The organism is Teredinibacter turnerae T7901, assembly GCF_000023025.1.
Lineage (GTDB): Bacteria > Pseudomonadota > Gammaproteobacteria > Pseudomonadales > Cellvibrionaceae > Teredinibacter > Teredinibacter turnerae_B.
Genome location: NC_012997.1, coordinates 1,463,356 through 1,489,231, shown reverse-complemented (window position 1 = coordinate 1,489,231; position 25,876 = coordinate 1,463,356). Strand labels below are relative to the sequence as shown.

Annotated in this window: 30 protein-coding genes, 2 tRNA genes and 1 pseudogene; 10 read left to right on the top strand and 23 right to left on the bottom strand. The window is 50.2% G+C overall.

Going from position 1 to position 25,876, the window contains the following annotated elements; all coding sequences use genetic code 11:
• Positions 1-372: 372 nt before the first annotated feature.
• The 4 genes from TERTU_RS06410 (at position 373) to TERTU_RS06395 (ending at position 3,765) form a co-directional block, all read left to right on the top strand.
• Positions 373-1,935, top strand: coding sequence for a hypothetical protein (locus TERTU_RS06410; RefSeq protein WP_028877489.1), 1,563 nt, complete (start codon positions 373-375; stop codon positions 1,933-1,935).
• Entirely contained in the window at positions 1,932-2,495 is a 564-nt protein-coding gene (locus TERTU_RS06405; protein WP_015819399.1) for a hypothetical protein, read from the top strand. The genes TERTU_RS06410 and TERTU_RS06405 overlap by 4 nt, the downstream gene beginning before the upstream one ends.
• A 65-nt stretch (positions 2,496-2,560) precedes the next feature.
• A complete protein-coding gene (locus TERTU_RS06400) occupies positions 2,561-3,124 on the top strand; it encodes a hypothetical protein (RefSeq protein ID WP_015818025.1) in 564 nt (187 codons plus the stop codon).
• Positions 3,125-3,189: 65 nt separating this feature from the next.
• Entirely contained in the window at positions 3,190-3,765 is a 576-nt protein-coding gene (locus TERTU_RS06395) for a hypothetical protein (protein WP_015820805.1), read from the top strand.
• Positions 3,766-4,196: 431 nt separating this feature from the next.
• Here the strand turns inward: TERTU_RS06395 and TERTU_RS06390 are convergent, their stop codons facing one another.
• The 16 genes from TERTU_RS06390 to TERTU_RS06320 all read right to left on the bottom strand — a co-directional run bounded on the left by TERTU_RS06390 (position 4,197) and on the right by TERTU_RS06320 (position 13,292).
• Positions 4,197-4,397 (bottom strand): hypothetical protein, encoded by a 201-nt coding sequence (locus tag TERTU_RS06390; RefSeq protein WP_041590089.1) that lies wholly within the window; start codon positions 4,395-4,397, stop codon positions 4,197-4,199.
• Complete coding sequence (locus TERTU_RS21970; protein ID WP_015817307.1) at positions 4,394-4,543, bottom strand: hypothetical protein; 150 nt, start codon at positions 4,541-4,543, stop codon at positions 4,394-4,396. Before TERTU_RS21970 ends, TERTU_RS06390 begins: the two co-directional genes overlap by 4 nt.
• A gap of 209 nt (positions 4,544-4,752) precedes the next feature.
• A complete protein-coding gene (locus TERTU_RS06385; protein WP_015818030.1) occupies positions 4,753-5,019 on the bottom strand; it encodes a hypothetical protein in 267 nt (88 codons plus the stop codon).
• Positions 5,012-5,473: a hypothetical protein gene (locus TERTU_RS06380; protein ID WP_015817054.1), complete on the bottom strand. Its 462-nt coding sequence runs from the start codon at positions 5,471-5,473 to the stop codon at positions 5,012-5,014. Before TERTU_RS06380 ends, TERTU_RS06385 begins: the two co-directional genes overlap by 8 nt.
• Positions 5,473-6,885 (bottom strand): hypothetical protein, encoded by a 1,413-nt coding sequence (locus tag TERTU_RS06375; protein ID WP_143876272.1) that lies wholly within the window; start codon positions 6,883-6,885, stop codon positions 5,473-5,475. Before TERTU_RS06375 ends, TERTU_RS06380 begins: the two co-directional genes overlap by 1 nt.
• Entirely contained in the window at positions 6,867-7,499 is a 633-nt protein-coding gene (locus TERTU_RS06370; protein WP_015818213.1) for a hypothetical protein, read from the bottom strand. Before TERTU_RS06370 ends, TERTU_RS06375 begins: the two co-directional genes overlap by 19 nt.
• The gene (locus TERTU_RS06365) at positions 7,500-7,679 is read right to left on the bottom strand and encodes a hypothetical protein (protein ID WP_041590088.1); all 180 of its coding nucleotides are present in this window, start codon (positions 7,677-7,679) and stop codon (positions 7,500-7,502) included.
• Positions 7,679-7,852 carry a hypothetical protein gene (locus tag TERTU_RS21965; protein WP_187148803.1) on the bottom strand — a complete coding sequence of 58 codons (174 nt, stop codon included), beginning with the start codon at positions 7,850-7,852 and terminating at the stop codon, positions 7,679-7,681. The genes TERTU_RS06365 and TERTU_RS21965 overlap by 1 nt, the downstream gene beginning before the upstream one ends.
• The gene (locus TERTU_RS06360; protein WP_041590087.1) at positions 7,852-8,124 is read right to left on the bottom strand and encodes a hypothetical protein; all 273 of its coding nucleotides are present in this window, start codon (positions 8,122-8,124) and stop codon (positions 7,852-7,854) included. The genes TERTU_RS21965 and TERTU_RS06360 overlap by 1 nt, the downstream gene beginning before the upstream one ends.
• 32 nt (positions 8,125-8,156) lie before the next feature.
• Entirely contained in the window at positions 8,157-8,978 is an 822-nt protein-coding gene (locus tag TERTU_RS06355; protein WP_015817232.1) for a major capsid protein P2, read from the bottom strand.
• Between the two features lie 9 nt (positions 8,979-8,987).
• Positions 8,988-9,161: a hypothetical protein gene (locus tag TERTU_RS21960; RefSeq protein WP_015820448.1), complete on the bottom strand. Its 174-nt coding sequence runs from the start codon at positions 9,159-9,161 to the stop codon at positions 8,988-8,990.
• Between the two features lie 148 nt (positions 9,162-9,309).
• Positions 9,310-9,960 (bottom strand): hypothetical protein, encoded by a 651-nt coding sequence (locus tag TERTU_RS06350; protein ID WP_015819973.1) that lies wholly within the window; start codon positions 9,958-9,960, stop codon positions 9,310-9,312.
• Complete coding sequence (locus TERTU_RS06345) at positions 9,947-10,378, bottom strand: hypothetical protein (protein ID WP_015818180.1); 432 nt, start codon at positions 10,376-10,378, stop codon at positions 9,947-9,949. Before TERTU_RS06345 ends, TERTU_RS06350 begins: the two co-directional genes overlap by 14 nt.
• The gene (locus TERTU_RS06340; protein ID WP_015819089.1) at positions 10,366-10,779 is read right to left on the bottom strand and encodes a hypothetical protein; all 414 of its coding nucleotides are present in this window, start codon (positions 10,777-10,779) and stop codon (positions 10,366-10,368) included. The genes TERTU_RS06345 and TERTU_RS06340 overlap by 13 nt, the downstream gene beginning before the upstream one ends.
• A 164-nt stretch (positions 10,780-10,943) precedes the next feature.
• Positions 10,944-12,569 carry a replication endonuclease gene (locus TERTU_RS06335; protein WP_015820940.1) on the bottom strand — a complete coding sequence of 542 codons (1,626 nt, stop codon included), beginning with the start codon at positions 12,567-12,569 and terminating at the stop codon, positions 10,944-10,946.
• Between the two features lie 519 nt (positions 12,570-13,088).
• The gene (locus TERTU_RS06320; protein ID WP_019603212.1) at positions 13,089-13,292 is read right to left on the bottom strand and encodes a hypothetical protein; all 204 of its coding nucleotides are present in this window, start codon (positions 13,290-13,292) and stop codon (positions 13,089-13,091) included.
• 104 nt (positions 13,293-13,396) lie between these two features.
• Between TERTU_RS06320 and TERTU_RS06315 the strand changes: the two genes are divergently transcribed.
• The 3 genes from TERTU_RS06315 (at position 13,397) to TERTU_RS06305 (ending at position 15,495) form a co-directional block, all read left to right on the top strand.
• On the top strand, positions 13,397-13,768 hold the full coding sequence (locus TERTU_RS06315) for a helix-turn-helix domain-containing protein (protein WP_015819326.1): 372 nt from the start codon (positions 13,397-13,399) through the stop codon (positions 13,766-13,768).
• A gap of 122 nt (positions 13,769-13,890) precedes the next feature.
• On the top strand, positions 13,891-14,868 hold the full coding sequence (locus tag TERTU_RS06310) for a phage integrase (protein WP_015820710.1): 978 nt from the start codon (positions 13,891-13,893) through the stop codon (positions 14,866-14,868).
• Positions 14,869-14,883: 15 nt separating this feature from the next.
• Positions 14,884-15,495: a hypothetical protein gene (locus TERTU_RS06305; protein WP_015820272.1), complete on the top strand. Its 612-nt coding sequence runs from the start codon at positions 14,884-14,886 to the stop codon at positions 15,493-15,495.
• 102 nt (positions 15,496-15,597) lie between these two features.
• On the opposite strand, the gene TERTU_RS06300 is transcribed toward TERTU_RS06305, so the two are convergent.
• Both TERTU_RS06300 and TERTU_RS06295 read right to left on the bottom strand, forming a co-directional pair.
• Positions 15,598-15,673: transfer RNA gene (locus TERTU_RS06300), tRNA-Asn, on the bottom strand.
• 107 nt (positions 15,674-15,780) lie between these two features.
• Positions 15,781-15,857 (bottom strand) — tRNA-Val (locus tag TERTU_RS06295).
• Positions 15,858-16,238: 381 nt separating this feature from the next.
• On the opposite strand from TERTU_RS06295, the gene TERTU_RS06290 reads away from it, so the two are divergent.
• Together TERTU_RS06290 and TERTU_RS06285 are read left to right on the top strand one after the other, a co-directional pair.
• A complete protein-coding gene (locus tag TERTU_RS06290; protein WP_015816983.1) occupies positions 16,239-17,708 on the top strand; it encodes an MFS transporter in 1,470 nt (489 codons plus the stop codon).
• Positions 17,709-17,790: 82 nt separating this feature from the next.
• Positions 17,791-18,810 (top strand): glycoside hydrolase family 43 protein, encoded by a 1,020-nt coding sequence (locus TERTU_RS06285; RefSeq protein ID WP_015820737.1) that lies wholly within the window; start codon positions 17,791-17,793, stop codon positions 18,808-18,810.
• Positions 18,811-18,966: 156 nt separating this feature from the next.
• On the opposite strand, the gene TERTU_RS06280 is transcribed toward TERTU_RS06285, so the two are convergent.
• From TERTU_RS06280 to TERTU_RS06265, 4 genes are all read right to left on the bottom strand, one after another.
• On the bottom strand, positions 18,967-20,133 hold the full coding sequence (locus TERTU_RS06280; RefSeq protein ID WP_015817839.1) for a nucleotide sugar dehydrogenase: 1,167 nt from the start codon (positions 20,131-20,133) through the stop codon (positions 18,967-18,969).
• 825 nt (positions 20,134-20,958) lie between these two features.
• Positions 20,959-21,294 (bottom strand): type II toxin-antitoxin system PemK/MazF family toxin, encoded by a 336-nt coding sequence (locus TERTU_RS06275; protein ID WP_015818337.1) that lies wholly within the window; start codon positions 21,292-21,294, stop codon positions 20,959-20,961.
• On the bottom strand, positions 21,291-21,551 hold the full coding sequence (locus TERTU_RS06270; protein WP_015818797.1) for an AbrB/MazE/SpoVT family DNA-binding domain-containing protein: 261 nt from the start codon (positions 21,549-21,551) through the stop codon (positions 21,291-21,293). Before TERTU_RS06270 ends, TERTU_RS06275 begins: the two co-directional genes overlap by 4 nt.
• A 493-nt stretch (positions 21,552-22,044) precedes the next feature.
• Positions 22,045-23,442 carry an MBL fold metallo-hydrolase RNA specificity domain-containing protein gene (locus TERTU_RS06265; protein ID WP_015819893.1) on the bottom strand — a complete coding sequence of 466 codons (1,398 nt, stop codon included), beginning with the start codon at positions 23,440-23,442 and terminating at the stop codon, positions 22,045-22,047.
• Between the two features lie 389 nt (positions 23,443-23,831).
• On the opposite strand from TERTU_RS06265, the gene TERTU_RS06260 reads away from it, so the two are divergent.
• The gene (locus TERTU_RS06260; protein WP_015820631.1) at positions 23,832-24,833 is read left to right on the top strand and encodes an NAD-dependent epimerase; all 1,002 of its coding nucleotides are present in this window, start codon (positions 23,832-23,834) and stop codon (positions 24,831-24,833) included.
• Between the two features lie 133 nt (positions 24,834-24,966).
• On the opposite strand, the pseudogene tnpC reads toward TERTU_RS06260, so the two are convergent.
• A pseudogene (tnpC, locus tag TERTU_RS06255) lies at positions 24,967-25,767 on the bottom strand (IS66 family transposase); the annotation flags it as partial.
• Positions 25,768-25,876: the final 109 nt, after the last annotated feature.

Here is a 25,876-nt window from a genome sequence, read left to right as displayed (position 1 = left end):
GCTGGGACGCTTCGCTGCTGGGGAGCGATTTCCTTCGGTCGCTTTGGGAAAACGGCATCAAAATTTGGGAAATAGCGCACCCATAGCGTTTGGTTGCCGTGGGAAACTATGTCGGAGGACGGAGCGCCGCCGCTACTCGGGGCTTGAGGAACACTCTCTTTAGTCATTGCTGGGACGCTGCGCTTCTGGGGGCGCTTTCCTTCGTCGCTTTGGGAACACACCAACCGCAAGTGGTAAAGAGTACGGCTGGGGTGTTTGTTTGGGTTGGATAGCTTTTTAGGCTGGTAAATCCGGGTAACTGAAAAGCACCCGCTACGGAAAAAAGTGCTTCGGAGCAAAAGCACCAGAAACTCAACTTGAAGATGGAATTTCATGAACACATCACACCACCCAATTGTTAACGATTCCTTTGGCAATTGTTACGAACTAGTGCTCGGGTATAACCCACCGAGTGACTGTCGGCGGGAATGTCATCGGTTTACTGACACGGTTTATGCCATGCAGTTCGTTGCTCGACTCAATGTTACCAACCAGCAATGGCCAGCATTGCTGGGGCGTTGGCTGAGCAGCACCAACGAGCACGAATACATGGCCTACCGGGTCGCGGCGCTTGTGGTTCGGGGAGTCGTTAACTTTTTCAAAATACCTCGCTTGAACGAAGCAACGCCCATCCCCATCGAATTGGGCAAAGCACTCGTATTTTCGCCAGCGGTGGAAAACACGCCTACTCCGTTCGCCGCACAAAAACAGCAATTGTCGAAAAGAGCTGATGCAGAAGCACTTACGGAGAGCCTCACACCCACGCAGCTTAATCAAATACAGGTGGATTGTGGCTTTATCAGTCGAACCCAGGCAAGTTTTAGCCCGCCTGATGAGCAACTCGCACGAAGCCAACTGACCGACGCGCTTGTTCGCGGTGATATCTGGGCATGGAAAATAGACTTCCGGCCACACGCACCCAGCAGCAACACGAAAAGTGAGGTTTCTTCTGCAGCAAATATACCTGGAAACCGGAGAATACCCTTAGCTCCGGAACCCGCCTCCTCCACACCGACCCAAGCCGCAGCGCGGCCTGCGCCCATCGAAACAAGTATTGCCAGCAAAAAAACTGCCCCCCAAAACTTTGCCGAAGCCAAACAGCAACTGGCAAAACGGCGCGTGCAAATCCAGAACGAAGGTAAAGTACCGGAAAAATACACACAGGAAGAACTTGTACATATCGCCAGCCAGGGAGAAATTAATGAAAAATACATCGTGCGCATTATAGAAACGCGACACATAAAAGATGGAGACGGCTATTTGGGAACTATAGAAAACGGCGCGATGAAGTACTGGAGTACCACCTTCGACCAGCTTGAAGCCAACGATACCGACCCCAGATTAATCTGCGCCGCCACCGGCAAAGCCTATAAACCTGAAGAAGAGTACACCCTCGCGATTATCGATAAGCAGCAGGTTATGGACAAAGACGGCAGTTACACATTTGTACCCACCTATAAAAATATGAGTAACTTTACCAAACAGGAAATCGCCGGAGATTTACCACATCCCGAGCTGCTTGAAGAAACCCTCTCGCAAGAAACGAGTGAAAAGTATTTTGAGGCGGTAACGGCTATGGAATCTGTTGAGAAGGGGGGATCAAAAAAAAGCGCTATTCAAATGCGGTATTTTGAGTCAAACAATACTTCCGAGCACGACCAAAAACTGTTTGAAAATAGGGCCACACTACAAAGCGAGACCGGAGCCGACGAGCACTTTCTGGGCAACGGGCTTACCAAAAATATGAGGAACCCGGATGGCGACACCAATCCATATGGTGTAGTGGAAACCTTTTCCTACGACAAAAATCCTCAAACGTTAAGGCAAATGCAGGCCGGCGATAACCCAGCGGTGACCACGATAAAATTAACCTCTATACAAGGATTACACGCATGAAGCCACCGGAATTCGATGAAAAAAACTGGAAACCCGTACCCCGTGTTCCGGAATGGCCGGTGTATCAGCCTGAAGCGTTACCAATAGGCTGGCGGCATATCGGTACGTTTAACGGCGATCCACAAAGATCGAAATACGGCTGGAAGATTTTTTACGATGGATGCCACCTGATTTTACGTGACGTAAATGACGACCCCAACCCATTCAATGGAAAACCCTTCAGGAGTATCGAGCAATACGAATTCCCCATCCAGGGCGCACGCTGGTTTGTAGACAATATCAAGCGTTTCTTTCTGAAACCCGGCGAGCCGGGCGCCTTGCCTGCCCATAAATTTTCGCTGACCGAGTACTGCGGCGACGAAAAACTGGGTATTTCACGCCTAGCAGATTGCTATGCCAGCACACCCGGTTATTGCTTTAAAAATCAAAGCCGTTGCGGCCACCCTAACAGGGACCTGTGCCAACGTTTCGACATGAGCGACGAAGCCCTGTTTAAAGAAGGCGGCTACCTGGCGTTGTTTACGGAGATTGCCGAAAGGTACGAGCGTGGGGAGTTATAAAGGAGTGCGATTTTGGTTTGTCTACCGGCAAATCGAACCCGCAATACGCTTAAAGGATTAAACGCATGAAGCCCCCGAAGTTCGACGATAAAAACTGGAAGCCCGTACCCCGTGTTCAAGAATGGCCGGTCTTTCAGCCAGAAGCATTGCCTGAAAGCTGGAAAATTGTACAGAAATATTTTCAAGATCGCGCGGGGGACGACTACAACTGGCATTTGTACTTCGATGGAAAAATGCTAATCATTTATGAATGCGACGACACAATAAATAGATTTAACGGAGAACCAATCCGTCACATATTCCAATACGAATTCCCCATTCAGGGCGCCCGCTGGTTTGTGGACAATATCAAGCGTTTCTTTCTAAAACCCGGCGAGCCGGGTGCCTTGCCAGCCCATAAATTTTCGCTGACCGAATACTGCGGCGACGAAAAGCTAGGTATCTCACGGCTAGTAGATTGCTATGCCAGCACACCGGGCTATTCGTTCGAAAATCTCAGCCGCTGCGGTCACCCTAACAGGGACCTATGTCAGTGTTTCGACATGAGCGATGAAGCCCTGTTTAAAGAAGGCGGCTACCTATCGTTGTTTACGGATATTGCAGAAAGGTACGAGCGTGGAGAGTTATAACGGAGTGCGATTTCGGTTTGTCTACCGACAAATCGAGCCCGAAATACGCTTAAAGGATTAAACGCATGAAGCCACCGGAATTCGATGAAAAAAACTGGAAGCCCGTACCGCGTGTTCAGGAATGGCCAGTGTATCAGCCTGAAGCTATACCAACCGATTGGAAGCTAATCACGACAACTTACGAAAAACGGGGGAGCAGTGATTACGATTGGAAATTTTACTTTCACCAAGAAATACTTATCATCCATCGCTATCTAGATACGATTAGTCCCTTTAGCGGAACGCCTATCCGACATATAGAGCAATACGAATTCCCCATACAGGGCGCACGCTGGTTTGTAGACAATATCAAGCGTTTTTTCCTGAAACCCGGCGAGCCCGGTGCCTTGCCTGCCCATAAATTTTCGCTGGCCGAATACTGCGGCGACGAAAAGCTGGGCATCTCCCGATTAGTAGATTGCTATGCCAGGACACCCGGTTATTGCTTAAAAAATCAAAGCCGTTGCGAACACCCAGATCAGGACTTATGTCAGTGCTTCGACATGAGCGACGAAGCCCTGTTTAAAGAAGGCGGCTATCTGGCGTTGTTTACAGATATTGCAGAAAGGTACGAGCGTGGGGAGTTAGAGGAAAAACCGTAGAAGTGCAGCGCAGCGAAACGCCCCAGAAGCCGGTTCGACGAACCGGCGTTCCAGCAATCCTAAAGGATTGCTACAAACAAAAAAGCCCAATCATTTCTGACCGGGCTTCCGAATGTGTTGGCCCCTCCGGGGTTCGGGCGGTATCCCTCACCCGTTCACCGCTGAAAAAGCGATGCTTTTTCCGGGCGCGGTTCACCCAACTGGGCTACGCTCAGCAGTCTCCGCCAAATTAAAAAAGCCCGACCATTTCTGACCGGGCTTTTTTAATTTGGCTCCGCCTGCTGGGCTCGAACCAGCGACCCAATGATTAACAGTCCATACCACAAGCCACAAAAATAAAGTTATTCCAGCATTTTCAATATGTTAGCCGGTCATCACATGCCATTTATACGCATTCCGCGCATTCACTGTGGGCAATATGTGGTCATAGATTAACTACCATTCCAACTAGAAAGCCCCTGCTTCAACGCCGCCCCAGCATCGACCTGTATGGTGACCACACCGCCTTGCATTGACGTAGAGACGCTGGACGGAGCCGCGTCACGTGTAGCCCGACCTACCGCCAATCCGAAGGTGAACCCCGCTACGACAGCGCCACCAGTGAGCAGCACAAACAGAATCTTGTCACTCACGGAACGCGACTCAACAAATAGCGTTCAATGTAATCAATCTTGCCTTTTAGTTGCTCAAGCATCGCGGAGTGCTTCACATAGACCACGACCACAACCAGGGTTCCTACGTCCCCACCGGCCGCGACAAACTTCAGTAGCTCCTCCACTACTCGCACTCCACCGCTTCACAAACAGCGCCGGTCACCACTGGCGCGACCGCTGGCGAAATGCCAGCCGACAACAAACTAAGTGAAACCAACAAACCTACAATTTTTTTGTTTTTAAATAACTTCTTCACGCTTCATCCGCTCCCGAACTAACTCAATGATTAAGCCCGCAGCCACTGCCGCAGCAACAGACACTACAAATTGTTTCATCAATACGACTCCCCGCTATGCGTTACATCGTAAATCCAGGTTCCCAGGGAGAACCCGCCGTTATCCTCACCGTCATCCAAAATATCACCAATGCCATTTACCGCCCTGTAAGCAAGGTTCTGGTCACTGGTAGGGTTAACACTATCGGCCGCATCCTCCAGCCCCTGCGCGATTTTTTTGCGGTTCCACCACAACACGCTGATGCCCGCAATCACCGCAAAGCTGACGACCATCAACCCATCAACTTTTATTTGTGTTTTAGGCAAGGCGAACCCCCTCGCGTATCAATTCTTCACTATAAGGATTGAACCCATTTTCAACATAAATCATCGCAGCCAATATCGCTGGATAATCCGATTCAGTAACAACCTGATTCGCAGGTATTCCTGTTCGGCGTGACACCGTTGAAATATACGATTCAGTATGATTTTCGTGAGATGGCGCCCAGGTGCTAATTATTTTTTCAATGGTATTTACACCGCGAGAAGCATAACTTTTCAGTATCTTGGCGGCAGCGCGAATGCCATAAATTTCATGGTCAAACACCACAAAACGCGCATCTCCGCTTTGGTCCACAGCCATACCCAACCATTGATCCGACGTTCGTTCAATATTCAGTGGGTTATTATTACGTATACCCCGCGCCAACTTACTCACCCCATAAACCCCCAGCGCCCCAACGGCCGCGAATAAAATTAAATACCCTTTAACACCACGCATCAAATTTGCGCGGTTAAATATTGTGGCAACAGTCTGATTGTGACCTCAGACTCTAAAAGTAACTCGCCTATATCCTCATACCCCCGGTATGCGAATGATGAACTGCCGGCATCACGTAACAGCGTGTAATTTCCATCGGTATATTTAAGGCTCACAACATAATCCAGATAGTTACTCGCAAGCCCACCACCGATATCTAGCCCCTGCAAAATCGCCGCGACAATATTTCCTCTCAGCACCACACCGCTGTTGCGACTCAAAAAGCCATAATCGCCAGCGATGCTAAATTCCCTGCGCGTCGTTTCATCTTCGCCATCTTGAATATACAAACGTGCTGCATACTCAATCGCATCGACCGTACACACTTCGATAGAGTTGTTTTTACTCGTAATAAAATTATTTTTCTTGCGTGACAAATAGCCGCCAGAATGTGTTACTGCAAATCTACGCTCACCCAAATATCGCTGTGAACGCATATCAAATGCTTGGTACACATGCGAGCCCGAACCGCTCTGCAGTAGTTCGCCACGCTCCCTATCTATCGACAAGTTTTGCGTATAGTTCCCACCAAAACCAGTGAGAGGCAGTGCATTAACCTCATCCGCACCCAACGGGTAACGGTAAAGCACTTCATTTGCTTTATAGCTATCCCCCGCTGTGGTTTTCGCACGTATAAACACCAATTCACCACCAACGATATGCGCACCTAAACCACAACCAAAATAAAAGCCTGCTTCGTTATAAACTGAAAAAACATCGCCGCTATATAGGTTAATACGCACAATACCATTTCGTTCGACAACATAAGCATTGCCAGACACAGGATCAACGTCACCGCCACAAATATACTGCAAGCTATTAGAGAGCGCTTTAGTACCAACCAAATTTGCGGCATAGTCATAAATATAGATGTGCGTGTTATCGATCAAATAAATTTTGTTATCCCATTCAAAAAATGCACGCGCGAAATTCGATCCTGTTACATCAATAATCGGCGTAGTGCTAATAACCGTGTTCGCGGCGTGCACCACTTGAACATCACTTACCAGACCAAAAGTTTTTGTAAATTCAACCGGCATATTGATCGATCCCAGCGCGTTAGTGCGTATATTTTCAGCAAGCGACAACTCACCCGATACCACCAACTTTTCATAATCCCCACGGCCGACAGTGAGCACCACCCTAATTCGAACATCGTGCGGATTCAGAAGCACCAATTCGTCAACTGGCGCAGAAAAGCGAGACTTATCACCCCTCTCCATTTTCAACACTTGCTGATTGATAGTAACGTCAATTTCCCGAGGCGCGTCTTTCACATAAACGAATTCATCAGAATTTAACGGTACATTTACCGCTAACCCAGGTTCCAAATATTTCACTATGTCACGTTGACTCATTTTTTTAACACCCACAAAGCGGTAACTGCACCAATCGCCATAATGGCCAGCGGTAAATTTTTGGTTAGGTTGTGAATCACCGTTGCGTCTTCAGATCGATTACTCTCACCAATCAACGCTTGGTTATAATCCAGGGCCTGACTTACCAATTGGTAATTTAAATCTGCAGCATCCTCAATCCGACCCGTAGACTCGAATAACACTTCACGACCAAAATCAAACGCCCTTGCGCTTTGAGAATCGGCAATATCAGCAACGGTGCTTAAGCTGTCATCGAAAGATTCAGTCACCGTGTAGAGCGCATCAGTAGAAAAGTCTTGCACAGCGTCTATAGATCGCTCGTTAACGTCCCCCACCAAATAGAACGCGTCTTCGGTGATTTCCCCAACTTCGCCTATCGCCGATTCAGCAATATAGCGGTTCTGAGTAACTGCAGAATCTGCCACATCGTAAGCCATTTCGCCGTGCTCAAATGCTGCAGCTATGGCGCCGTGATCGGTCATGGTGTAGCTGTTGTTATCGCCGATAATCGCCGCAGAGCTATCGCCAATTTCACTTAAACCAATATTGGTGGTACTTACGTTGTTCGTTGTAGAACTGCTGGATTTTGACCCTGTAAATAAACCCATTTACACCACCCACCACGCAATCAATCCACCGATCAGCGCCGCTATGGCCATTTGTCGCGCATCGACTTGTTTACCCGGCATCATCAAGCCGCCGATTGTTGTCGGCCCGGTTCCCGTGCTTGAACCTGAAATATGTTCGCCACGAACATTTATTGCTGATCCGCCACCACCACCGCCCATTATTTCGCTACCTTTTTCACTAATACGACGACCAGGAACCCGGCCAGTGCAGCACCAGCCAACTTGATTAAATTTTCAGTATCGTTCCCTTGCTGAAAATTCACACCACCGACATTCACCGGCCCAACATACGCGCTGTCTGTTGCCTGATGTATCCCAGTAACGCCGACCATTACTTCATGACCTTAATAAGACCAACCACCGCCACCAATCCCAGGCCACCATAAACAAAATATTTCACTGGTATATCGGGTAATCCCGCACCAGCACCCGCAGTTGGGTTTGGCCCGGACACTTGGCCCCCGGACGTGGTTTCTACTACACGCTCAGGCATTGCGGTTTGCACCCCGGCCGCGTGATAGCGCACAGCACCATCCACCACGGTATTAAGCACATCAAACCAGTTTGATCCGGTTGTCTGCCCACTATCGACTGTCATTGCCATAAATCCCCCAAGGGGCGGAAAGCCCGCCCCAATTAATCGCCCATCGCACCCAGCGTTTCCACCATACAATCAATGCTCATCGCCCCGGAGCATTCCAGGAAGTAGCGGAAGTCTTGCGCACCAACCAATTGCATTGGATCGCCGCCGTAGCCTTTTTCTGTACGATCAATGAAGTAGTAACCCGCTTGCGGATCACGCACACCGTTTTGCTGTTCCCGCGCGTTATGGCTGGTCTTGCGCTCAAATACCGCGTAGGTATCACGCTCGATTTTCATCTTGCTGATAGTGCCTGTTGAAGGGACAAAACAAATCGAGTTGAGCGCTTGTGTAGTTACACCACCATAGGGGATATCCGAAATTTGCAATTCACCTGCGCCCTGAATTGATCGCGGGTATTTTTGGATATGAAGCATAGTGCCCGGCCCACCACCAACCTTTTCAGACTGTCGCGCACTCATTTCCATTACAGGAGCCGCAGCCTCTGGCGCAATGTCAATTTCAACGGAGAACGAGCGAATACCGCGACCGTTTTGGTCGTAGGAATCCGTGTTCACTGCTGTTTGCTCAATCTGATCACGGCGCTTTAAGCCAAGACGATCAAAGGGGATTTTCAGCAAACCATTAGCAGCGGCCAATCGATCAAATTGGTTTTTTGCATCTCGCCAAGTTGCTGAGAAACGCTGAAAAGGTTTGCCATTAACCAAAATGCGGATTTCTGTCATTTGCGCCAGCGTCACGCCGGAATATTCCAGCGTTAAATCGTGATATCGCCGGCCAATGGGCAATTTAAAGAGCGCGGTAGAACCCGCTTGCACACTTGCCGCTGACGGCATACGAACATCGATAGTAGGCATAGCGTCCCCTTACTTCTTGCCGCTGGTCGCAACGTTCGCGACCTGTTTCAACACTTTGATATTGCTGCGATGCATTGCGAACGCAACAACCCCCAGAGCGGCGACACCCGCCATTGCAGAGAACGCTATTTTTCCATCGAAATTGCGTTTCACTGCGTTAGTCACATCATTCATTGGCCCCATAGACCCAACCCTCACTCAAAAAAAAAGTACCCAGCAAACCGCCCTACGCGGTTCAGTGGGTACTTTTTAGCGGGTACTTCGGTTTGCCTGTCAACTAGGCCCACCGGTTAACACCGGTTAGTTTTTCGGTCTACCGGTTAAAATATTTTTACTTTGGTGTAAAAACATGGATTTTTTCGGCCTGCTTCGCGGGCTCCCAACGAAAAAAATCGCCCGGAGTAATATCCCTTAGCTGGCCGAAATCCACATCAATTTCCTGTCCAATGCGCTTAGCGGCATTCATTCCCATACCACCGGCCCAGATCCGCCCCGCATTTTCGATACTATCTTTACTAATCGACTGAGGACGCTGGCTTGTCGCATGCCACACCAGGCCGTATTTACGACCCTCTTGCCATAACCGCTTGTGGAACGGGTGCCGTTTTAGCTGAATAGGTCCAGGGCCTTCACAGGCCGCGCCGTACTCTTCGGCGATAAAGTGAGTCAGCGTACGACCGTCCAGAATATTCCACACAGCTGCGCACACATCCTCAAATAGATCAATATTCCCGCCCTCACCGGTATAAGCAATCCTAAAGCCCTTGCCCGATTGATGCGCACGTGAGAGCGCGCGAAAAAAAAGCGCCGGCTTATCGAATCGATGCGCATCATGGTCTTTGTTCGTATCCCATAAAACCACGCGCTGACCGGCCGCAGCGATTCCAGAGCGGCGCTTAAGCGCTTGGCTTTTACCGTGACCGGAGCGGGCTAGATAAAGTGTATGTAGATTCTTAAGGCGCGTGTTCTCATGCCTCGCCATCGGTTAGCCCCTCATCACTGTCACCGGTCTGCGCCTGCTCTTTCGCCTTTTGCTTTTTCCTGTCTTCAGCCCACAGGGCTTTAATCGTTAACCATGTTTGTTTAAACAAGGCACCCAGGAACCAACCGGCCGCGATTTCTTCAGCATAAGGGACTTTACCAACGGCCGAACCTAAGCCGTACTTCTCCAGAACGGCCGCCATTTTCTCAGCACCTTCTCTTTTGGCTTGATCCTCATACTGAATGCGATCATCGACCATGCGCCAGCCGCCTTCGATTGCAGCCATTAACAGCCCGGCCGCATTCTTAGCGCCCTCACCCGGCCCCTTTTCCGGTTCGGGTTCAGGCTGCTTTTTCGGCCCCGGCTCACTATCGACCGCTTCCCACTTATCCGCCAAATCGTCGATTACCGATTCCATAACCACGCCCCCAGGCCAGACGCCAACAATAGGCCGACACCCACCAATTTACCGCCCATGCCGGTTTCACCCGGTTTAGCTGCTGGTGCGCTTTCGGTTTCTACCGGTTCAGCTGGATCAAAATCACCGGTTCCCGCTTCGATCTGCACCGGTTCACTCTCCACAGTTGATTCACTCACCACCGGTTTCTCATCGGTAACGTTTATCGGTTTCTTGACCGTTGCACCGGCTATAAACTCAGCGTTGTCCCAAATCCATTGCTGACGCGCTTTACCTGTCCCCTGATTAGTGCCGCAACAATCGCACACCGTATAGAAATGGTTTCCACGGCGTACCGCCTGACGGACTTCAGCGCGGTTACCGGCCGCACATTGAATATGCCCTACTGTTTTCTCACTCATTGGATTGGCTCCCAGCTAATTGAAAATGTACCCCCATCGCCGAAGGCAATCGCCGCAGCCATCGCTAGCAACGACAGCGCCCCAGCACCACGAAAAATTAAATTTGTATAAAACCAGATTTTTGAATACTTCAGAATTTCTCCCACCAAACGCACCCCGTACAGTTATTGACACAAGTCCAAGGGCGGCGGCTGCGCCGCCACCTTACCGGCCACGCTGTCGCGTTGCCGGATTTTCCAAACATGATCACGAGTCACCAACAAACGCCGCCCCAGCGCCCGGGCGACAGGCTGCAACCAAACACCTATTAAACGGCGTAGCGCTTCGCCGTAATGTGTTGGCTGGTTGTCATCTTCGTGATAAAAGGGACGCAACAGCTGATCCTTACGACTCACAGTCGCGCCCCCCATGAGTTCAACAAATTCTCGCCAGTCACCACGATCCGCCGCAGACCTCAAAGCTTCGATTTCTTGCGGATCACCCTCAGTCAAAGGATCACGTCTTCGTCGCAGTTCTCGCCACACAGTGACGCTAACGCTACCTATCTGCTGAAACTGGCGAATCCCCCAAAGGGAAGCCCACGCACGCGCACGCATCGCGCCCTCATCAGCGAGACATTCCCCCTCTTCATCAACTCCCACTTGAAAGCCGTCCAGATTTTTAGAGACATATTTCGCGATGTACCCCGCCGCTGTTCCCTGTGCAGGATCAATTTTTTTAACGTCCCATCGGCTTTCATCAGCACCCAGTTCGTCCCCATCTTCGGCCAGGGCATGTTCGCTAAATAATTTACAAGCTGTATCGCAAACAGCTGGATCACAGAAGAGAAGCAAATGAAAATGGGGGGTACCGTCATGGTGGGGCTCTGCAACTCTAAAACCAAAAAGCTTGATGTCGTTACGTGCCCAGGCAGCACGAATACGCGCCCAAACACCGTTTAAATACGTCATAGCTTCGACTGGCGTAGCGCCATTAAATTTTGGATTGATACCACCGCACTCTAATTGCGCGTGATATTTGGAAGGACAAGTGAGTGTAAAAAAGAGCCCCATGTATGCCATGCCTTCGGCTATTTCTTCATAGCCACGCATACGAACCATTAATTCATTGCGGCGGTTTTCAGGGTTGGCGACGCTTTTCTCTATGCAGTTTTCCATTAATACAATGTCGCCCTCTTCGTTTACCGCTTCCATACCCGACATAGTTTTTTTATTTCGAGCCTGCGCAGCCTTCCATCGGGCAAAAGCCCAATTGGAAACGTAGGCCGATTTTCCTTTACGAACATATCCGAGTGAGCGCAAAACCGATTCCGTGTTGCGGCCGTAGATCACACGCAACTGACGCCGCCACCAACGATGATCTGACACTCTATTCGCAGCCCTCAACACTTTAGGGCAAAGCACCTTGTAACAACCCCTGTCGTTCTCAGTATTGCCGACAGGAAACTCCACACCTACCGCCTCGCAAAACTCAAACAACCGCCACCCCGTGTTCAATAAATCCTCTTTTGCTGCGTAATGTGAGTAAAGCCCCTTACACTGAATTGCGCGCACACTGGCAAGGTCACAAATAGCTTGATCATCCATTGAAGTAGAAAACTCGCCACCAGCCTTTAAAGCTTGATCTATTTTTCTAAGCCGAGTGTTAGCGTAGGCGTGGCCGCGATCACGCGCCCACCGGATATAAGAGGTTTTTAAGAATTGATCAACGCCTGAATGACTGGCAAAGATGCGTGCCGCAAAAGCGCGGCACTCTGGAGTTCCGATTTTTTCTAAAGCTTCAAAGCTCATGCGGCTAGCCCCGATTTATCACGACACGCCTTCCTCACACGCCGTTAACAAACGAGATACAAGGTCTGCAAGCTCAAAAGCTGCCCTATCTTCGTCTTCTAGCGCTCGCTTCAGCTCTCGCCCAGACTCGCACACATTCCTGCGCGCAGAGCACTCACGAAATTTTTGAACCTTGTAAATCAGATCGCTATTCACATAGATCATCAGCCGCGCCATTACACTGCCCTCAAGCTTGTTTTTTCAGTTGCAGAAACCGGCACAGCTGATTGCACAGCAGTGACGAATAATTCAATTTGGATTTTGTTTGGCTTGGCCCGCACTGCAGGCTCAACCATCAGGAGGGATTTACACGAGTGGCAGCGCGTGAGCATTGGTTTAATTTCACGCACTTTTAGTTGCTGCGTTGCGCTACATTGGCCGCACTGCATTTCTATAAGCGCGCCTTCGAATGCAAATAACACGTCAGTACTCACGTGAATATTCCCCCGCGTAATTCAGATTCGATTCAGTTTCAGAGACCTAAAATTTTGCTTCCAGGGCGCGGCGCATTAGGAGCGCGACGTTAATCAGCAAGCGCTCTTGTTCATCCTCGCGGGGTAGAACTGGATACACACCCCTAGCGACTTTGCGCTTGATAGCGCTCACAGACTCACCTGTAAGAGCTGAATATTGTTGTGGCGTCATATACGGAACTGTTAAGGCGATATTTACTGGTTCGCTCATTGGGGTTAACCTTTCTGGTTGATCGATATAGCCCTATATGGGCCACAATTGTGGCCCGCCCCTAATTATTTGGCCACAAGTGTGGCCCTGTCAAGCTGTTAATTATGAAAATTGGCGAGAAAATCCAGCGAATTTGCGATAGAGAAGGCTTAAAACTTAAGGAATTCAGTGAGTTAGCCGGTATTTCGTACTCCGCAGCTAAGTACTATGTGCGCGGTGACAGAGCGCCAACTGTGGCCCAGCTCCAGAAGATCACCCAAGTTGAGAGGTTTAAAAAGTACTCACTCTTCATTACCTCACCGGATGCAGATGAGAAGGAACTTGAATTAATCGACAAGCAAAACATCACAGAGAATGACCCAACCACAGAAACTGACGAATTCAACGATCTATTTCGTCAGGTTTGCGAGGCTGGCCACGGTGACGAGGCTTTGAAGTATCTGAGGTATCTCGCAAAGCGCGAAGATAGCGAATAGCTTCCTTCTTTTTGTTGTCAGGTAGGTTCATGAATATAGCGAGTGCTTGAGCATGCCTTTTCACTTCTTTCCCCTTTTTATTTTGTTAGACACGCCAAACATGGCAAAAAGATGGCTAGAACATGATTAAAAAAGTCGATGGCGGCTACTTTGTCGACGTTAGGCCAGCCGGTAGAGACGGCCCCCGCCACAGGAAGACCTTTAAAACGCAGAACGAGGCAGCAGCATATCAGCGTTACATAATCGCCGAACATGCGAACGCAAAACCTTGGAAGGAAGCACCGAAAGATAATCGACGATTAAGTCAGCTAATTAATGCATGGTGGAAGTTGCACGGCCAAAGCTTAAAGAGAGGGAACGAAAGAAAAACCTATTTAGAAAATCTAGCGTTACAAATGGGTGATCCGGTAGCCAACACCATCACACCAAAAAATTTCGCAAGCTTCCGAAGCACCCGCCTTAAAGATGTTTCCGCGAATACAGCCAATCACGATTTGGCTTACTTGAAAGCATTATTTAATGAATTGTCCCGCCTCGGGGATTGGCATCAACCTAACCCGTTCGCCGAGATACGACGACTCAAAACGGACGAAACTGAACTCACCTATCTAGAGCGCAGCCAAATAGACGAATTACTTACGGCATTGGATAACTGCCGAGGAAGTCACGCGGGAATAATTGCGCGCGTGTGTTTGGCCACTGGCGCGCGCTGGAGTGAAGCGGCCACCCTTAAACCTTCCCAGGTGAAAAATAACAAGGTGACTTTTTCCAAAACCAAAAGCGGGAAGGTTCGCGCGGTTCCGATTGCGCCAGAACTGGCCGCGCTAATTTTAAATAGCGCACCGCTGGTTGACGGTTACAGCGCATTTAAACGAACAGTAGGCAAGCTGGATTTAGAGCTACCACCCGGCCAACTTTCGCACGTATTGCGGCACACTTTCGCCAGCCATTTCGTTATGAACGGTGGAAATATTTTGACTCTGCAAAAGATACTAGGCCATGCTGATATTAAGATGACAATGCGCTATGCGCATTTGGCGCCGGAGCACTTAAACGAGGCTGTTCAGCTGAACCCCTTGAGAAATACGCCAATATATTGACAGGAAAATACTTACATGGAAGACTTATATTGCAGTTTTTTAAATCATTTCGAAGAAATTCTCGCCTTTATAGCCGCGTTAACTGCGGTGTTCACGCTCGGTAATCAGTTTAAAACTTCGAACGAGTTGAGGAAAAGAGAGCTCGAAAAAAGTGAAAGAGAAATCCAGCGGGATAATTCGAATCAGCGCAACCTGACAATCGAGTCTATCGAGAATGCGACCAAAATACTCAGCGACTTACTAAACTTGCAATCCCAGCACTACGAAATATCCAGAACGAATGCCTACAAACTCACAATTCAACGAACAAAAGCTGAGTTTAGGTACAACACGCTCCGTCCTGTCACTCAACCAGAATTTAAATCACACATGAAACACATTGAGGAAGCTGAACAATATTGTTTAGATAACGCAAAAGAAGCACTTGATAGCTGGAAAGACGCAACACAGGCGCTAAATGAACTATCGAACATAAAAACTGATGAGCCAAATGCTAGGGAGTCTGTCTGCGAAATCGCTAGGGCCAACTTAAAAGCCCAAGCAATTGTCATTCATAAAATATCGTTAGTCCGGGAAATAGTGTCAGACATCAATGCCAAAATAGACGAATTCGAAATAGCAAAATAATAGTTACGCACCCTCTGCCAAAATGTGGGCACTGAAACGAAAAAAGGCCAACCCGAAGGTTGACCTCTTTTCTGCAAACTATTGATTTTAATAGTTTTTATTTGGCTCCGCCTGCTGGGCTCGAACCAGCGACCCAATGATTAACAGTCATTTGCTCTACCAACTGAGCTAAGGCGGAATGGCTTTGGGCTCTTGCCCGAAAGAGCGCGTATCTTACTGATGCGGCCCTGGGGTGTCAACCCCTAATAAAACTTTTTAACTCGTTGATTTTTCTCGGGTTTATAGTGGTAGGACCAGGCGGATTTGAACCGCCGACCTCTACCATGTCAAGGTAGCGCTCTAACCAACTGAGCTATGGTCCTACTATATCCCGCAACGAGAGGGCGCGTATTGTATATAGGAATATCTGCCATCGCAACAGAAAAATCCGCGCGGAACGTTAGCCTCTCAGAGTGGACAAAAGCTTGGTTTAATTTGATCGTCGACAGTAATGAAAGGTATTACGCGCCTACATGTATGTAAGTACGCGCCTTCATTCTGCTAGAATGGCGACCCGATACCTGTGCGTTTTGATTGGGGGCGTACATTATCCAGCGTTCTTTAAGGCTGCCACAGAGCATACAAGAGCCAGAGAACCACATAAGAAGCAGAAGGCCCTAGACTGAATAGAGCCCTACCAGAGTGAAATTTGAGTATGCTTTCCTCAAATTTTGTTGTTCTTCCACGTATATGAATAACTAAAAATGAATACACAATCCGATAAATTATCCGTAATGGAGAAAGTGGGCTACAGCCTTGGCGACCTTGCCGCCAACCTGGTATTCCAAACGCTAGTAACCTATATCGTGTTTTTTTACACCGACGTGTACAAACTGGGCGCCGGTGCTGCTCAAACGGTCATTTTCTGGTGTGGTATTTTAGGTGGTGTTGTCTTTGCCCCCATTATGGGGATGATCGCCGACCGAACGCACACCCGCTGGGGTAAATATCGCCCGTGGGTACTCTGGACCGCGGTTCCATTCGCCATCATGATTTTTCTTACCTTTACCACACCCGATCTTGGGCCGACCGGTAAAGTGATATATGCGTTTGTGACTTACCTGCTTCTGGTGATGCTCTACACCGCCAATAACCTGCCCTACGCCTCTTTGAGCGGCGTGTTAACGGGCAATATGGCCGAGCGCAACAGTTTGTCTTCTTATCGGTTTGTGGCTGTTATGGCTGCGCAATTTATTATCCAGGTGCTGATGCTGCCCATCATTCTTATGGTGGGTAAAGGTGATCAGGCGCTGGGTTTCCGCATGATCATGAGCGTATTCGCCGTTGCGGGTGTCATCTGTTTTATTGTCACCTTTTTCACAACGAGAGAGCGGGTTGTGGTCGCCCAGGAAGAGTCCAAAATCTCCGATGACCTTCGCGACCTGATGAAGAACTTCCCCTGGGTCATTATGCTCGGCGTCGTTATTTTGGTCTTCATCACGCTCGCGTTAAAAGGTGGTATGTACATCTACTACTTTAACAACTATGTCGATGAAGCAGCGCTTGCGCAGTTCCTGACCAACATCGGTTTCTACAGCTTTATCGATTGGCTGACCGTCGTGTTCCACAGTATGGGCCTGAACTTCGAATGGCCGCGCGAAGCCACGGCTTCAGGCTACGGCTTGTTTAATGGTGGCGGCATTATTCTAATGATCGTCGGTATCGGCTTTTCTAAGTCGCTCGCGGATAAATTCGGTAAGCGCAACATCTACCGCCTGTTTCTCGCAATATCCACACTGTTCATTCTAGCGTTTATTGCATTCCCGAAAGACGCCATCGGCATGATGTTTATTTCGCAGATTCTGCATGGCTTCTTTTACGGCATCACTATTCCTTTGATGTGGGCAATGATTGCAGACGTCGCTGACTATTCCGAGTGGAAAAACAAACGTCGCGCAACCGGTATGATTTTTTCAGCCAGTATTCTCGGCCTCAAAGGCGGCCTGACCTTGGGTAGCACTATCGCCTCCATGATTTTGGAGCACTACCACTACAACCCGGACCTGGACGTGCAAGCCGAGGAAACGGTACAAGGAATTCGCCTGGCCATCAGCCTTTATGCGTCTATTCCCTTCTTTCTGGCGGCGGCGATTCTGTTTTTATACGAGATTAACAAACGTATGGAAACTCAGATCGAGAATGATCTGGCCGAGCGACGAACTGCTACACTCTAAACACTATTTACCCTTTTTCGCCGGGCGCCTTCGCGGGCACCCGGCTTTTTCATAAACACCCAAGCGAAGGTTTTACATTCCTATGGCCGACGAAGAATATACCCAACTGGACTTTGACGAAGTAAACGCCAAGGCAATTTCGCAGCCACTGGTTAAAAACATCTACACCGCAGACCCGTCCGCACATGTTTTTAACGGCAAGATATACATCTACCCCTCTCACGATATCGACGCAGGCATTCCATTCAACGACAACGGCGACCACTTCGGCATGGAGGATTACCACGTAATCTCCATGGACAGCCCGGAAGCAGAAGCTGTCGATAACGGCGTTGCGCTGCACGTTAAAGATGTACCCTGGGCTGCCCGCCAAATGTGGGCTCCCGATGCCGCCCACAAAGACGGCAAATACTACCTGTACTTCCCCGCCAAGCGCGAAGACGATATTTTTCAAATCGGCGTTGCGGTAAGCGATTCGCCAACCGGCCCTTTCGTTGCCCAGCCAGAAGCCATAAAAGGCAGCTACACCATCGACCCGGCGGTATTCGAGGATGACGACGGCAACTATTACATGTACTTTGGCGGAATCTGGGGTGGTCAGTTGCAAAACTACCGCAACAACACCTATAGCGCATCTAACCAGGAGCCTGCAGACAACGAGCCTGCGTTAGGCCCTATTGCCGCAAAAATGAGCGACGATATGCTGGAGTTCGCGGAAGAGCCGCGTGAGCTGCAAATTATTGACGACGAAGGCAAGCCGTTGCTCGCTGGCGACCACGACCGCCGATTCTTCGAAGCCTCCTGGATGCACAAATATAATGGCAAGTACTATTTCTCGTACTCCACAGGCGATACCCACTTCCTGTGCTACGCCATCGGCGACAACCCCTACGGCCCGTTCACCTACGCTGGCCGTATTCTGAACCCGGTTGTTGGCTGGACCACGCACCACTCCATCTGTGCTTACGAAGATCGCTGGTTTCTTTTCTACCACGACTCCACCCTGTCCAAGGGCGTCACTCACCTTCGCTCCATTAAAATGGCGGAGATTAAGTACGATGCGGATGGGAAAATTATTACGATGGACCCGTACAGAGACTAGGCCAGACAGAAAGCCTGCACCGCAGGCTTCTTAGGAAGACCGGCCGCGCTCCAGCAGGAAACACAGCAGCCGTACCGAGAAATTGGTGAAGTGGCCCAGGCCACCAGCCGAAAGCAGGGCGAACGCCCTGCTCTCCACACGCGCTACATGTGTGTATTAATCACTGTTAAACAAATCGCGTGTGTAAACCTTTTCGGCTACATCGCGGATATCGTCGACCATTCGGTTGGCTACAATCACATCACTCTGCGCTTTAAACTCGGCCAGGTCGTTAACGACGGGCGAGTTAAAGAAGTCTGCTTCCGTCAGCACTGGCTCGTACACAATAACGCGAATACCCTTTGCTTTAATGCGTTTCATCACACCCTGAATGGATGACGCCCGGAAATTGTCGGAGCCCGCCTTCATAATCAGGCGGTAAACACCCACCGTTTTAGGCTGCTTGCTGATAATGGAGTCGGCAATAAAATCCTTGCGGGTGCGGTTCGCATCCACGATGGCGGCAATCAGGTTGTTAGGTACATCGTGATAATTCGCCAGCAACTGCTTGGTATCTTTCGGCAAACAGTAACCGCCGTAGCCAAATGAAGGATTGTTGTAGTGCGTACCGATACGTGGGTCCAGGCATACGCCTTCGATAATCTGGCGGGAATTCAGCCCGTGGCGCTCGGCGTAGCTGTCCAGCTCGTTGAAATAGGCTACACGCATGGCCAGGTAAGTATTAGAAAACAACTTAATTGCTTCGGCTTCGGTAGAATCGGTAAACAGAATATCGATATCTTTTTTCTCGGCGCCTTCCGAAAGCAAGCCCGCAAAAATGCGTGCGCGCTCAGACTGCTCACCAACAATAATGCGCGACGGGTGCAAGTTGTCGTAAAGCGCCTTGCCTTCCCGCAAAAACTCTGGCGAGAACATAACCTGCTCTGTATTCAACAATTCTTTTATCGACTGAGTGAAACCCACGGGCACGGTAGATTTCACAATCATGGTCGCATCGGGGTTAAGCGCAATTACATCTTTAATCACGGCCTCCACCGAACGCGTGTTGAAGTAGTTGGTTTCTACATCGTAGTCCGTCGGGGTGGCGATAATAACGAACTCAGCACCGTCATAGGCTTCTGCCTTATCGAGAGTTGCTCTCAGATTGAGATTCTTGTTAGCCAGAAAGTCTTCGATTTCGGCATCAACAATCGGGGATTTCTTATTGTTAATAAGATCCACTTTTTCCGGAATAAGGTCCAGCGCCACTACCTCGTGATGCTGAGCCAACAAAACAGCGTTGGACAACCCAACATACCCTGTACCTGCAACGGCTATTTTCATAGAGCAACCTGTGTTGATTAAAAATTCAGTCTCGAATTTTACCCCATCCGCAGGGGGTAAAAAATGTTAAATAATTGTCGGAAAAATTTACCTCTATCGCCCTCGCGAGCGGGAGTGTTCCTCGTCGCGTCACTGTAGCACCCTACCCGCAAGTCGCTAACAGGGCGCGGCCCGCGGCTACCGTTGGAACGCTACGCCACGCTTCACCTCTGGAACCCCCACTATCGCCAACACCCAAAGCCCGACATCGGGTTTTACTAGCAATGAATGTTCCGGGTGAGCGAGGCGATGGCCTCGCTGGAGCGTTCCGCTACGCTTCACTGCTGGGACGCTCCCAGGGGGAGCTTGGGGAGCACCGCCGGAGGCGGATGCTGGAACGCTTCGCTGCTGGGAACGCAAGTAAGCTTGCTGCTGGGAGTGGAGCGAGGCTTTAGCCACGCTGGAACGTTCCGCTGCGCTTCACTGCTAGGGCGCTCCCGAGGGAGCTTGGGGAGCACGGCCGGAGGCCGTTGCTGGAACGCTTCGCTGCAGGGAACGCAAGCAAGCTTGCTTCTGGGAGGGGCGAGGCTATGGCCTCGCTGGAACGTTCCGCTGCGCTTCACTGCTGGGGAGCTCCCGAGGGAGCTTGGGGAGCACGGCCGGAGGCCGCTGCTGGAACGCTTCGCTGCAGGGAACGCTTCGCTCCTAGGAAAGCCAAGAAGCGAGCAGAGCGAGTGTTCCCAGAAGCGGGCGCAGGCCGCGTTCCCCAAAGTGGCCAAAGGCCACGCCCCCATTAGCTGGACAAAGTCCAGCGTTCCACCAATTCGAAAGAATTGGTCTCCAGATTCAGACCAAAAGCCTCACTTTCGCTAACACATCCTGAATAATCACCGCCGGCGCTTTCTCGATAAATTTCGATCCGCGCGCTTTGTAGTCAATCGTCTTCACTTGGTGACACAACACTGCGCCTACGGTTTTTGTTCCTGCAAGTACTACTTCGAACCCATGAGCGCGAATTTTTGATGTTATAGGAGCCACTAACGCGAGGCCGATTTTTTTATTGAACGGCAAAGGCGAAAGTACCAACGCGGGTCTCGCCAGGTTTTGTTCTTTGCCTGCTGCTGGGTGGAAGTCTGTGAAGATAATATCGCCTCGGGACGGAACATACTCAGTACCGCTCACCAATGCTCTCCTCCTTCAGGATTAGAGTTAAGCCACGCATCGTCTTCCTCGTCCATTTTCAGAGATTCATCTGGACAATTCTCTAGAAGCTCAGCCAACGAATATTTGGCTTCACGAACGGGCTTTAAAAATACACCCCCGTCTTTCAGCGTTACTTCAAACGTGTTCCCAATATCACATGACAATTGGTTTAACAGCCCCTTGTTCAAGCGAATGGCAGCGCTATTGCCCCATTTCTGAATTTCAATGTTTGCCATACCTTTTTCCAGAATTTTGATCGCCTTGAAATCCTAAAACCAAAACAAAAACGTGTCAACAATGTAGATACGATAGCGGGCCTCCGGCCCGCTGGAACGTTCCGCTTCGCTTCACTGCTGGGGCGCTCCCAAGGGGGAGCCTGGGGAGCACGGCCAGAGGCCGTTGCTGGAACGCTTCGCTACTGGGAACGCAAGCAAGCTTGCTTCTGGGAGGGGCGAGGCTATGGCCTTGCTGGAACGTTCCGCTTTGCTTCACTGCTGGGACGCTCCCCGGAGGGGAGCTTGGGGAGCACGGCCAAAGGCACGTGCTGGAACGCGTCGCTACTGGGAACGCTACGCTTCTGGGTAAAACCATTTGGTTCCCAGCAGGGCGAAGCCCGTTCCTAGAAGCGGGCGCAGACCGCGTTCCCCAAAGTGGCCAAAGGCCACACTCCCAGCAGCTGGACGAAGTCCAGCGCTCCGCCAATTCGAAAGAATTGGCCCCCTGAGATTGCTAAAACACCTCTACCCCCTTAATCATTTCCTCCAACTTCTTTCCCAATACCTTTTTAGCATCGGGTTCGCCGTGGATCAGGCGGATTTGGGTGGGGCCTATGCGGGTACGTTTTACAAAATTGAGCAGATTTTTCTGGTCGGCGTGGGCGCTGTATCCGCCGATGGTGAGCACTTGGGCGTTAATGGCATAGCGTTGACCGTCGATCATCACCCACCCGCCCTCCTTGGCGCCGTAGTGCTGAATCGAACTGCCAATAGTGCCACGCGCCTGATAACCGACAAATAGAATCGCATGGCGGGAGTTCTCAATAAGTGCCTTGGCGTAGTTGAGGCTGCGACCGCCGTTGAGCATACCACTCGCGGCGATCACCACCGTCGGGCGCGCACTGTCTGCCAGGTATTCAACCGTCCGCAGGTGTTCTTCGTGCGAGCCCACCGTATAAAGGTTATCAAAGCTCAATGGGTGCCTCCCCTGCCGGAGTCTGCGTTGAGCTTCCGCATCCCAATAAGGTTTAAGCTCCCGATAAACCTCCGTGAATTTTGCAGCCAATGGCGAATCAACAATCACTTCAAGATTCCCCCACCGCGCCTTCTCGGCAGAAATGATCGATTCCAGTTCGTAGAGCAACTCCTGGGTACGACCGATACTGAACGCGGGAATCAACACCGTTCCCCCATTCTCAAACGCGCGCTCTAAGGCGGCAAACAACCGTTGTTTACGCTTGGCGCGGCTTTCATGCTGTTTGTTGCCGTAGGTGCTTTCGAGAACCAAGGTATCGGCGCGATAGGGTGATCGCGGTGCAGGCAACAGAGGCGCATAAGGCGCGCCCAAATCTCCGGAAAAAACGGTACGATGAGTGTAGTCAGGGTATTTTGCATCTAATTCAACGTAAGCGGAGCCGAGTATATGACCCGCGCGCTGCAGCTTAAGTCGCAATGTGCAGCTTTCGCTTTCCACCAGCGGGAGCCAGGTTCCGTAATCCAGTGGCCGCAACATTCCGCCCACCTTTGCCAGAAATCGCTCGATTAACCGAGAATCCCGGGTAAAACCGACTTTTAATGCATCCTCAATAACCAGCGGCAACAGCCGCGCCGAGGGAATAGAAGTATAAATAGGCCCGCTAAACCCCGCGGCCAGTAAATAAGGAATACGCCCGACATGATCGATATGCACATGGGTAACGATTAGGCCACGCACTTGGGATATATCGAAATCAATCTCATGCTGGCTACCGTCGCCACCGGCCCCCTCCTCCCCCTGGAAAAGCCCGCAATCGATCAGAAAGTGGTTTGACGGTGACGCAATATAACGATGACAACTGCCAGTAACACCAGACAAAGCGCCGTGATGTTCAAATTTAGGGTATGGGTGTTTAACTAGTTTTTGAGTTTTCATAAAAGTCCTTTTTATAAAAAGCGGGGGAAGCGAGGCTTTGGCCTCGCTGGAACGTTCCGCTACGCTCCACTGCTGGGGCGCTCCCCAGGGGGAGCTTGGGGGCACGGCCGGAGGCCGTTGCCGGAACGCTGCGCTGCTGGGAACGCTTCGCTCCTAGGAAAACCAAGAAGCGAGCAGAGCGAGTGTTCCCAGAAGCGGGCGCAGACCGCGTTCCCCAAAGTGGCCAAAGGCCACGCCCCCATTAGCTGGACAAAGTCCAGCGCACCACCAATTCAAACGAATTGGTCCAACGTTCCACCAATTCGCAAGAATTGGTCCCCTCAGCGCCCTCCCGGCGGGCATTCTGCTAAACTACGCCTTTGAAAAATTTAAGGCAACGTTCCCATTCCATGAAATATTTAGTTACTGGCTCCGCCGGATTTATCGGTGCGGCTACCGCAAAACGCCTTGTGGACGAAGGCCACGACGTATTCGGCCTCGACAACCTGAACAGCTATTACGACCCTGCGTTAAAACATCACCGCCTGGAAAAACTCCTACCTTGCGAGAACTACCATCAGGTGACCATGGATCTCGCTGATCGGGAGGGTGTTGCCAAACTATTTGCTAACGAGAAATTTCAACGGGTAATCCACCTTGGTGCGCAAGCAGGCGTGAGACATTCCATAAACGCGCCCTTCGAATACATTGATGGCAATGTTGTGGGCACTATGACTATTCTGGAAGGGTGCCGCCACAACAACGTAGAGCACCTAATATACGCTTCGTCCAGCTCCGTATACGGCATGAACCCAAAAGTGCCGTTTGCCGAAAGCGACAACGTGGACCACCCGGTATCACTTTACGCCGCCACTAAAAAGTCCAACGAGCTGATGGCCCACGCCTACTCAAATCTGTATGACATACCGACCACTGGATTACGCTTTTTTACCGTGTACGGCCCAGCAGGTCGCCCGGATATGGCACCTTGGCTATTTACCGAAGCCATTTTAAAAGGCGAACCGATAAAGGTGTTTAACAAAGGAAAAATGCAACGCGACTTTACCTACATAGACGATATTGTCGAAGGCATTTTACGTATTCAAAACGTGATACCCACACCCAACCCGGATGACGAGGGCAGCAACCCCTCCACCAGCCGGGCACCCTACCGGATATACAATATTGGGAACAACAACCCGGTGGAGCTGGCGACATTTATAGATGCTATAGAGCAAGCGTGTGGCAAAAAAGCGGAGAAAATATTGTTACCGATGCAGGCAGGGGATGTGGTTAGGACTTATGCAGATATTGATGCATTGACTAAGGCCACACAACATAAGCCCGCAGTGGATATATACGATGGAGTGGTTCAATTTGTAAACTGGTACAAGGATTACAAACAGCTTTAGCTCGAAAGCGGAGAAACGACAGCGGAAGCCTCTTGTATATTGTTTTATAATCGGTCAACAAGGTCAATATGGACATACCCGCCAGACTGAATGATATGCGCTGAAAAACGGTAAGCGCCAATCCAACCCCACCCTACACAAGGTTGGCATTCCAAGGTAATAAAGCTTCAACATCCTCAATGCTCTGCGCATTGGGTAGCTCTTTAAAAACGTGCGTTAAATAGTTGTAGAGATTGAGTTTATTAGCTTTAGCGGTTTCTATTAGACTATAGAGGTTTGCGCTGGCTTTCGCCCCTGCCTGACTTTTACTCAACAACCAGTTCTTACGGCCAATGGTGAATGGCCTGATGGCGCGTTCAGCGGCGTTGTTATCCATGGGATATCGACCGTCCTCCAGATAGGCAACCAGCCGGCCCCACTGATTATTGAGATACACCAACGCCTTGCCGACCGCCGTTTTTGGTGGCACAGTGTGGAGGCTCTTTTCCATCCAGTCTTTGAGTTTTTTGAGGACAGGCGCAGCTTCTTTGTCTCGAATCGCAAAGCGTTTATCGGGCGGTTCGTCTTTTATACGTTTTTCGATGGCATAAAGACGCCGGATAAAGGCCAGTGCCTGATCCGCTTTGCCAGTTTTTCCCTTTTTCTGGAGATCTTGCGCCTCTTTAAACTTACGCCGGGCATGGGCCCAGCACCCTAAGCGCGTAATACCGTAGTCGTCACAGGCTTTTTGATACCCCTCATAACCATCAACCATAATGGCGGTGTTTTCGGCACTTAATAGGTTAAGCGGGATTTGTTGGCCGCGACTGTCTGCGTAATGGAAGATGCAGGCGGGTTGTTCACCGTCATGTGCCATGACCCACATGTAACTTTTGCTTTGAGCGGTTTTACCCGGCTCATCCAACACTTGTAGCGGCGTTTCGTCCAAGTGAAGACAGAATTCTGTTTGGGACAGGCCCGATTGCTCATAGTCAGCAAAGAGCTGGGGCCAGTTGTACTTTTTGTTGGGCATGGGGGCTCCTCGTTGGATGGAGCCTTTACGT

Excerpts from the sequence above, each read along its gene's own strand:
- TERTU_RS06265 (WP_015819893.1), bottom strand. The coding sequence starts at position 23,442 with ATGAAAACTCAAAAACTAGTTAAACACCCATACCCTAAATTTGAACAT.
- TERTU_RS06305 (WP_015820272.1), top strand. The coding sequence starts at position 14,884 with ATGGAAGACTTATATTGCAGTTTTTTAAATCATTTCGAAGAAATTCTC.
- TERTU_RS06410 (WP_028877489.1), top strand. The coding sequence starts at position 373 with ATGAACACATCACACCACCCAATTGTTAACGATTCCTTTGGCAATTGT.
- TERTU_RS21960 (WP_015820448.1), bottom strand. The coding sequence starts at position 9,161 with ATGGGGCCAATGAATGATGTGACTAACGCAGTGAAACGCAATTTCGAT.
- TERTU_RS06280 (WP_015817839.1), bottom strand. The coding sequence starts at position 20,133 with ATGAAAATAGCCGTTGCAGGTACAGGGTATGTTGGGTTGTCCAACGCT.
- TERTU_RS06350 (WP_015819973.1), bottom strand. The coding sequence starts at position 9,960 with ATGGCGAGGCATGAGAACACGCGCCTTAAGAATCTACATACACTTTAT.
- TERTU_RS06315 (WP_015819326.1), top strand. The coding sequence starts at position 13,397 with ATGAAAATTGGCGAGAAAATCCAGCGAATTTGCGATAGAGAAGGCTTA.
- TERTU_RS06285 (WP_015820737.1), top strand. The coding sequence starts at position 17,791 with ATGGCCGACGAAGAATATACCCAACTGGACTTTGACGAAGTAAACGCC.
- TERTU_RS06370 (WP_015818213.1), bottom strand. The coding sequence starts at position 7,499 with ATGGGTTTATTTACAGGGTCAAAATCCAGCAGTTCTACAACGAACAAC.
- TERTU_RS06335 (WP_015820940.1), bottom strand. The coding sequence starts at position 12,569 with ATGAGCTTTGAAGCTTTAGAAAAAATCGGAACTCCAGAGTGCCGCGCT.
- TERTU_RS06355 (WP_015817232.1), bottom strand. The coding sequence starts at position 8,978 with ATGCCTACTATCGATGTTCGTATGCCGTCAGCGGCAAGTGTGCAAGCG.
- TERTU_RS06260 (WP_015820631.1), top strand. The coding sequence starts at position 23,832 with ATGAAATATTTAGTTACTGGCTCCGCCGGATTTATCGGTGCGGCTACC.
- TERTU_RS06340 (WP_015819089.1), bottom strand. The coding sequence starts at position 10,779 with ATGAGTGAGAAAACAGTAGGGCATATTCAATGTGCGGCCGGTAACCGC.
- TERTU_RS06405 (WP_015819399.1), top strand. The coding sequence starts at position 1,932 with ATGAAGCCACCGGAATTCGATGAAAAAAACTGGAAACCCGTACCCCGT.
- TERTU_RS06400 (WP_015818025.1), top strand. The coding sequence starts at position 2,561 with ATGAAGCCCCCGAAGTTCGACGATAAAAACTGGAAGCCCGTACCCCGT.
- TERTU_RS06380 (WP_015817054.1), bottom strand. The coding sequence starts at position 5,473 with ATGCGTGGTGTTAAAGGGTATTTAATTTTATTCGCGGCCGTTGGGGCG.
- TERTU_RS06270 (WP_015818797.1), bottom strand. The coding sequence starts at position 21,551 with ATGGCAAACATTGAAATTCAGAAATGGGGCAATAGCGCTGCCATTCGC.
- TERTU_RS06360 (WP_041590087.1), bottom strand. The coding sequence starts at position 8,124 with ATGGCAATGACAGTCGATAGTGGGCAGACAACCGGATCAAACTGGTTT.
- TERTU_RS06345 (WP_015818180.1), bottom strand. The coding sequence starts at position 10,378 with ATGGAATCGGTAATCGACGATTTGGCGGATAAGTGGGAAGCGGTCGAT.
- TERTU_RS06310 (WP_015820710.1), top strand. The coding sequence starts at position 13,891 with ATGATTAAAAAAGTCGATGGCGGCTACTTTGTCGACGTTAGGCCAGCC.
- TERTU_RS06290 (WP_015816983.1), top strand. The coding sequence starts at position 16,239 with ATGAATACACAATCCGATAAATTATCCGTAATGGAGAAAGTGGGCTAC.
- TERTU_RS06395 (WP_015820805.1), top strand. The coding sequence starts at position 3,190 with ATGAAGCCACCGGAATTCGATGAAAAAAACTGGAAGCCCGTACCGCGT.
- TERTU_RS06365 (WP_041590088.1), bottom strand. The coding sequence starts at position 7,679 with ATGGGCGGTGGTGGTGGCGGATCAGCAATAAATGTTCGTGGCGAACAT.
- TERTU_RS21965 (WP_187148803.1), bottom strand. The coding sequence starts at position 7,852 with ATGGTCGGCGTTACTGGGATACATCAGGCAACAGACAGCGCGTATGTT.
- TERTU_RS06320 (WP_019603212.1), bottom strand. The coding sequence starts at position 13,292 with ATGAGCGAACCAGTAAATATCGCCTTAACAGTTCCGTATATGACGCCA.